Raw genomic sequence first — 5,637 nt, 5'->3', positions numbered from 1 at the left:
CGACCCTGGACCGCATAGTCTCCGGTGATGGATGACGCCGCAGACGCCCACGCCGAGGCGGCTCTGGGAGCTGCCAATGATGGCTACGTCGCGGGTACATACTTCGCCCGCTGGAACCCCACGCAAGACGTCCGCACCCTTGTCCACGTGATCCTTGGCGGACCGGCTGAGAAGGAGGTCCAGGACTTCTATGACGGCTTCATCGCCGGTGCCGAGGCCGAGCAGCAGCGCCGTTCGGAGCCCCACGACGATGAGGTGCCCTTCGCTCTCCGGTGGCTCGAACAGGTCGAGATCAGCCGTGGGGACACCGGGTGGATCGTGGGTCCGCAGGCAGGCCCATGGCGCCCGAAGCCAGGCTGAGACCCTCTGCCGAAACGACCGGATCTGCCGCTGACCGGCCCGGGGAAGAGCAAAATGCGGGACGTGTGCGGGTCTAGGGTGTGTCACACTCGACCGGCCATCGGCGAAGAAGAGGCATGAGAGAGATCGGCACGGACCAGGACGCGTTCGAGGCGTTCTACCGCGAGCACCTGGACTTCGTCCGAAAGTACGTCGCACGCCGTGTCGACGACGCCCACACGGCCGCCGACCTGACCGCCGACATCTTCCTGGCCGCCATCGAGTCAGCGCACCGGTACGACGAAGCCAAAGGATCTTCGGGTGCCTGGCTGGCCGGGATTGCGCGCAACGTCGTTGCCGATCACCAGCGGAAGAAGGCACGCGAGCTGCGCGCCCTGGGCAGGATCAACGGGCGAGCCTTACTGGATGAAGCTTCGGTCGAACGGATCAACCAGAGGCTGGACGCAGAGCGCGCGACCCGGCAGCTGTACCGGACACTTCAGAACCTGCCAGCCACCCAGCGCGCAGTTGTGGAACTGGTCGCCATCGACGGGCTCAGCCTGGCCGACTCCGCCGCAGTCCTGGGAATCACCGCTGCAAACGCGAGAACCCGATACCACCGCGCCCGGACCCGGCTTCGGAGCGCTCTGCCGACCACCCTTTGTGAGGTGCCCTCATGACGACTCAGCTCGACGACTTCGAGACCCGGCTGCTGCAATCGCTACGCGCCGAGGTCGCGCAACGGCATCAGCCCCGCCCGCGGCGAGGATTCCTGATCGCCGCGGGTGTCGCGGCGGCAGCAACGGCGTTCGTGGTCGCCCCTGCGCTGATGCCGACACCTGCGTTCTCCGTCGGCGAGGGCAACGCTGGGGAGATCAGGGTCACGATCACCCGACCAGAGGACGCCTCGGGCCTTGAGCGCGCACTCGTCGAGCACGGCATCAACGCCGACGTCACCTACCTGCCGGGTCTGCAGACGTGCTCCCCCGGGCGTTTTCAGAAGAGTGAGCGGGCAACGCCCGGGCTGATGACCTCGATCAGCGATCGAAGCATCGCCGTTACGATTCCCCCTGGGGCGGTGCGTGACGACGAAACGTTCGTGCTGACATGGTCAGTCCTCCCCATGACCGACGACGAGATTGCGGAGCAGAACTCCGACCGTGCCGAAGGAACGAACGTGGTCAACGGATTCGGGTCGAACGTTGACTTCGCCGTCGCATCTGGACCGGTCCACGCGTGCGAGCCGGTGCCTGCATCAGGATCACCGAGCTCGTAGTCCAAGCCCTCGGTATGTGCTTGGAGCGGCACGGCTCGGAGGCTCCGCAGACGTGCTCAATTGCCGCGTGCCGGCCGTCCCGTCCGCATCGCCCGGCGCGTCAAACCGCCGCCAGTGACGCACCCCTGGGAGCTGTCCCCCGAAGGGCAGCTCTGACTGCTGGCATCCGGATCTGCCGCTGGTCGCTCGGTCTCACGCGACCCAGGAGTGCTCCGCGGAGCACTCTTTTGGCGCGCTGAGGACGGTTGCGCTCGTCCGACATTGGCGCTGTGCGCAAGAATGTGGCATGTCTCGAGTGGTCCGGTTCATGTTCGAATACGGGCACGCGTGGCCGTTGTGGGAGGACGGAACCGACAAGTACTCCATGGAACCCAATGACTACGGGTTGTCACGAGAACTCACGCAGCAGCTCCAGTCCTGTTACGAGTACTGGGAGGCCCACCACAGCCCTGAGGGGGGTTGGGATGCGCCGGAGAGCCGTCACCGATGGCACGCTGAGACAGATCAAGCCTTCGCCATCCTGCGGTGGGAGGTTTCCGACTTCGCAGACGTCAGAGACGAAAGGGACTGACCAGCCCGCACCCATCCGACTTTGCCGCCGGTCGCGCGGCTGCCCCCACGGATCAGGTGGCCTGGGGAACACTGCGAGGTGAGGGGGACGATGATCCATGACCACTCTCCAGCCCTCCACTGCCCTCGTCCCCCTGAGTGCCAGCCACCCCGAAGAAGCTGCGCTGCGCCAGGCGGTTGTCGCCCACCTGGCCCGTTACACCGGGCAGACGCGCATCCACACCGAGTCCGACCTGCGCGCCTTCCTGACCTGGTGCGACCAACGGGCCTGCACCCGCTGACCGCCCACCGAGTGCACGTCGAGCTGTACGTGCGCTGGATGCAGGAGACCCGCCGGTACAAGCCGGCCACCATCTCCCGGCGGCTGTCCGTGGTCATCGGGTTCTACCGCACCGCCGTCATCGACGGTGTCCTGGCCGCTTCACCGGCCGACCACGTCCGCCGACCACACGTTCCACCAGAGTCACCCACCCTGGGCCTGTCCCACCTGCAGTTCGAAGCGATGCTGCAGGCGGGACGGACCAGCGCCAACATCAACGACTTCGCCTTGGTCACCATGCTCGGGCTGCTCGGACTGCGGATCTTCGAGGCGTGCGGCGCGAACATCCAGGACCTGCGCGAGGAGCACGGCCACCGGGTGCTTAAGGTCCACGGCAAAGGTGACAAGGTCGTCCTGACCCCGCTGCCGCCAGTTGTGCAACGCGCGACCGAACGCGCCGTCGACAACCGCCAGGAGGGGCCGATCCTGCGGAACCGGCAGGCTGGACGCATGGACCGGCACGCCGCAACCTGCCGGCTGCACCACCTGGCCCACGAGGCCGGCATCAACCTTCCCCGGATGCACCCGCACATGCTCCGGCACACCTTCGTCACCACCATGCTCGACGCCGGTGTCGACCTGCGCGACGTCCAGATCGCCGCCCGCCACGCCGACCCCCGCACCACCATGCGTTACGAGCGAGCACGCAAGAACCTCGACCGCCACCCCAACTACATCCGCGCCGCCTACATGGCCTCCGGCACCTGAGAAGCACGCGGCCTGCAGTAACGAGGCCGGACCATCAGCCGGAGACCGTTGCCCAATGGTACTACAAGCAGTACCATTGCTTGCGTGCCGTCCGTCGCGAAGATCCTGGCTCAGATTAGAGCCGGCCCGAGCAACCTCCGGTACGAGGATCTGGTCAAGGTGTGCGAGCACTACTTCGGCCCACCGCGGACCAGCGGTGGCTCGCACGCCGTGTTCAAGACCCCTTGGCCCGGCGACCCGCGAGTCAACGTCCAGAACGACCACGGCAAGGCCAAGCCGTACCAGGTCCGCCAGGTCCTGGCAGCTATCGACAAGAAGGAGGCAGCCCAGTGAGCACGATGATCCCCGACGTTTCCCACTACACCTACCGCGTCAGCTGGTCTCCCGAGGACGAAGAGTTCGTCGCCACCTGCCTCGAGCTACCGTCCCTGTCCTGGCTCGCCCCCACGCAGGACAAGGCCTTGCACGGCCTGCGTGATCTGGTAGACAACGTCGTTGCGGACCTGGGCCGCAACGACGAGCCGATCCCCGAGCCATTGTCCTCGCGAACCTACTCGGGCAAGTTCAACCTTCGAGTCGGCGAGCGGCTTCACCGCGAGCTCGCAATCAAAGCAGCAGAAGAACACCTCAGCCTCAACCAGTACGTCATCCGCAAACTCGGCGACGCATCCTGAGGACTGAACACCTGCCACTACCGCCTGGCGCATCCATGCCTCCCAGTCGCTCAGGTACCCGGTGGTGGGGTCGATTTCGGCGAGGAATGACCGGTTGCCCATCTCCAACTCCTCACGCGACTCCCACTGGTGATCGGAACGCCGCGTCGGGAAGACGTAGCCCGCGTTCGGGCCGCAGACCCAAGCCGTGGGCCATGTTCCTGGCTGCCCGGCCTCGGCTTGCGCGCGGAAGGTCTCACCATCGACAGTTAGGACAGCCGGTCCGCTCTTGCCGCTGTCGCATGTCCGTGGCCATCGCGTGTGAGGCAAGATCGGCACCGTGACGAGTCGGGAGAACCAGGCGCAGTTTTAATGGCAGTCCAGCGCTGCAGGCCTGTTGCTTGGCATGGTCCTCGGCGGGGTGACCGGGATCGTGGCCGCGATCTACCTGGGCGTTGGGTCGTCTCCCGAGTACGCGTCCCTGCTGCTTGCCTTGCCGCTGCTCGGCGTGTTGATCGGAGCGGTTTGCGGGGGCGCAGCGGGAATAGCGGGCTCGGTCTACTCCTCTCAGCGCGGCCAGCTCCCCCACTTCTTTCTGACCGCGGCGGTGGCGGTGGCAACAGCCGCCGTTATCGGGGCCGTATTCACGGCGTTCTCCCGTACCGGCTGGGCCTACTCGGCGGCGATCGCCCTTCCTGCTGCAGTCGCCCTCGGACTAACGCTCCCGAGGACCGCCGAGCGGTTCCGTCGACCACGCCGCGTCCGACTTGAAGAGCTCGAGTAGCGGATCCGCCGAACATCCGGAACTGCCGCTGACCGCCCGGTCCCTGGGCCCCAGGCGTCACGCGCTGCAGGAGTGTGCCTATTGCGCGGCCGAGGCTGAGGTGCCGCCTCGGTACGGGCGCGCCCAACGCGCGTAGGGGGGGAACAGGACAAGCCCTACTCGTAGTGGGTCCACATCCGGAGAACGTGGACAATACGCTCGTCTGGGAGCACCTCGTAGACGAGTCGATGCTGGATATTGATTCGCCGGGAGTAGCAGCCGGCGAGGTCACCGACCAGCTTCTCGTAACGCGGGGGCGTGGCGACCGGATCCTCGGCCAGGATCTCCAGCAGGTCCTGCGCCTTCTTCTTCAGGCCTGACGACGCCAGCTTCTTGGCATCCTTCTGGGCCTGGCGCGAGTAGACCAAGGTCCAGGGGGTATCGCTCACCAGTCGAGTTCGGTGGACCCGGCCTCAACACCCTCGGCGCGGGCCTGACGGATCGACTCGGGCAGACCAGGGACCGACTCCAGGAAAAGGGTCTCCTGGATCGCACGCCAATCGTCCTCGCCGATCAGCACAGCGTTGCCTCGCTGACCAGTGATGGTCAGCGGCTCAGACTCCTGGTTCACCTGGTCGATCAGCCGGTACAGATTCGCCCGGGCCGTCGTCACACTCACAGCGGTCATCTCGTCACCTCTCTAGCCACCGTACGCTATCCCGTACCGATCATCAAGGTGACCTCCGTGGTTGCCTCTGCCTGGGTTGACGAGGCCGGCGCCCGGACGGGGTCTCGAGTCGGCCCACCTTCGCTCACCAGGCGCCGACAATGTGCCGATGGGCTGGTGCCTCAGTGGTGCCCAGAGGGCTCCACTCCCCCGCCAACAGCCACCATCACGCACCGCGCCGGCCGCGCACCCACGCGGATTTCGCCTGGCCCAGCACGCTGCGACTCCTCCTGGTCGCTCTCCTAAAGCGGGTGTCCCGAGTTCGAATCTCGGCGGGGGCAC

General features: G+C 66.3%; 10 protein-coding genes. 8 read left to right on the top strand and 2 right to left on the bottom strand.

The features are described from left to right. Positions 1-27 precede the first annotated feature (27 nt). The 8 genes from Q4P07_RS13600 (at position 28) to Q4P07_RS13565 (ending at position 4,649) form a co-directional block, all read left to right on the top strand. The gene (locus Q4P07_RS13600) at positions 28-360 is read left to right on the top strand and encodes a hypothetical protein (RefSeq protein WP_303375456.1); all 333 of its coding nucleotides are present in this window, start codon (positions 28-30) and stop codon (positions 358-360) included. A 116-nt stretch (positions 361-476) separates the two neighbouring features. Further along, on the top strand, positions 477-1,019 hold the full coding sequence (locus Q4P07_RS13595; protein ID WP_303375455.1) for an RNA polymerase sigma factor: 543 nt from the start codon (positions 477-479) through the stop codon (positions 1,017-1,019). Further along, entirely contained in the window at positions 1,016-1,615 is a 600-nt protein-coding gene (locus Q4P07_RS13590) for a hypothetical protein (protein ID WP_303375454.1), read from the top strand. Before Q4P07_RS13595 ends, Q4P07_RS13590 begins: the two co-directional genes overlap by 4 nt. Before the next feature lie 668 nt (positions 1,616-2,283). Continuing rightward, positions 2,284-2,466: a hypothetical protein gene (locus tag Q4P07_RS13585; protein ID WP_303375453.1), complete on the top strand. Its 183-nt coding sequence runs from the start codon at positions 2,284-2,286 to the stop codon at positions 2,464-2,466. A 38-nt stretch (positions 2,467-2,504) separates the two neighbouring features. Next, positions 2,505-3,212, top strand: coding sequence for a tyrosine-type recombinase/integrase (locus Q4P07_RS13580; RefSeq protein ID WP_303375452.1), 708 nt, complete (start codon positions 2,505-2,507; stop codon positions 3,210-3,212). 84 nt (positions 3,213-3,296) lie between these two features. Beyond that, positions 3,297-3,545 carry a toxin HicA gene (locus Q4P07_RS13575; RefSeq protein ID WP_303375451.1) on the top strand — a complete coding sequence of 83 codons (249 nt, stop codon included), beginning with the start codon at positions 3,297-3,299 and terminating at the stop codon, positions 3,543-3,545. A gap of 5 nt (positions 3,546-3,550) precedes the next feature. Beyond that, entirely contained in the window at positions 3,551-3,886 is a 336-nt protein-coding gene (locus tag Q4P07_RS13570; protein WP_303375457.1) for a type II toxin-antitoxin system HicB family antitoxin, read from the top strand. 400 nt (positions 3,887-4,286) lie between these two features. After that, on the top strand, positions 4,287-4,649 hold the full coding sequence (locus Q4P07_RS13565; RefSeq protein WP_303375450.1) for a hypothetical protein: 363 nt from the start codon (positions 4,287-4,289) through the stop codon (positions 4,647-4,649). Positions 4,650-4,804: 155 nt separating this feature from the next. Here Q4P07_RS13565 and Q4P07_RS13560 read toward each other — a convergent pair whose 3' ends face one another. Together Q4P07_RS13560 and Q4P07_RS13555 are read right to left on the bottom strand one after the other, a co-directional pair. Beyond that, positions 4,805-5,077, bottom strand: a complete 273-nt coding sequence (locus tag Q4P07_RS13560; RefSeq protein ID WP_303375449.1) for a Txe/YoeB family addiction module toxin — start codon at positions 5,075-5,077, stop codon at positions 4,805-4,807. After that, on the bottom strand, positions 5,074-5,316 hold the full coding sequence (locus Q4P07_RS13555; RefSeq protein ID WP_303375448.1) for a type II toxin-antitoxin system Phd/YefM family antitoxin: 243 nt from the start codon (positions 5,314-5,316) through the stop codon (positions 5,074-5,076). The genes Q4P07_RS13560 and Q4P07_RS13555 overlap by 4 nt, the downstream gene beginning before the upstream one ends. Between the last annotated feature and the right edge of the window lie 321 nt (positions 5,317-5,637).

Source organism: Ornithinimicrobium sp. (assembly GCF_030537745.1).
Taxonomy (GTDB): domain Bacteria; phylum Actinomycetota; class Actinomycetes; order Actinomycetales; family Dermatophilaceae; genus Ornithinicoccus.
This window is presented reverse-complemented; position numbering and strand designations above follow the sequence as displayed.

Excerpts from the sequence above, each read along its gene's own strand:
- Q4P07_RS13600 (WP_303375456.1), top strand. The coding sequence starts at position 28 with ATGGATGACGCCGCAGACGCCCACGCCGAGGCGGCTCTGGGAGCTGCC.
- Q4P07_RS13595 (WP_303375455.1), top strand. The coding sequence starts at position 477 with ATGAGAGAGATCGGCACGGACCAGGACGCGTTCGAGGCGTTCTACCGC.
- Q4P07_RS13590 (WP_303375454.1), top strand. The coding sequence starts at position 1,016 with ATGACGACTCAGCTCGACGACTTCGAGACCCGGCTGCTGCAATCGCTA.
- Q4P07_RS13585 (WP_303375453.1), top strand. The coding sequence starts at position 2,284 with ATGACCACTCTCCAGCCCTCCACTGCCCTCGTCCCCCTGAGTGCCAGC.
- Q4P07_RS13580 (WP_303375452.1), top strand. The coding sequence starts at position 2,505 with ATGCAGGAGACCCGCCGGTACAAGCCGGCCACCATCTCCCGGCGGCTG.
- Q4P07_RS13570 (WP_303375457.1), top strand. The coding sequence starts at position 3,551 with ATGATCCCCGACGTTTCCCACTACACCTACCGCGTCAGCTGGTCTCCC.
- Q4P07_RS13555 (WP_303375448.1), bottom strand. The coding sequence starts at position 5,316 with ATGACCGCTGTGAGTGTGACGACGGCCCGGGCGAATCTGTACCGGCTG.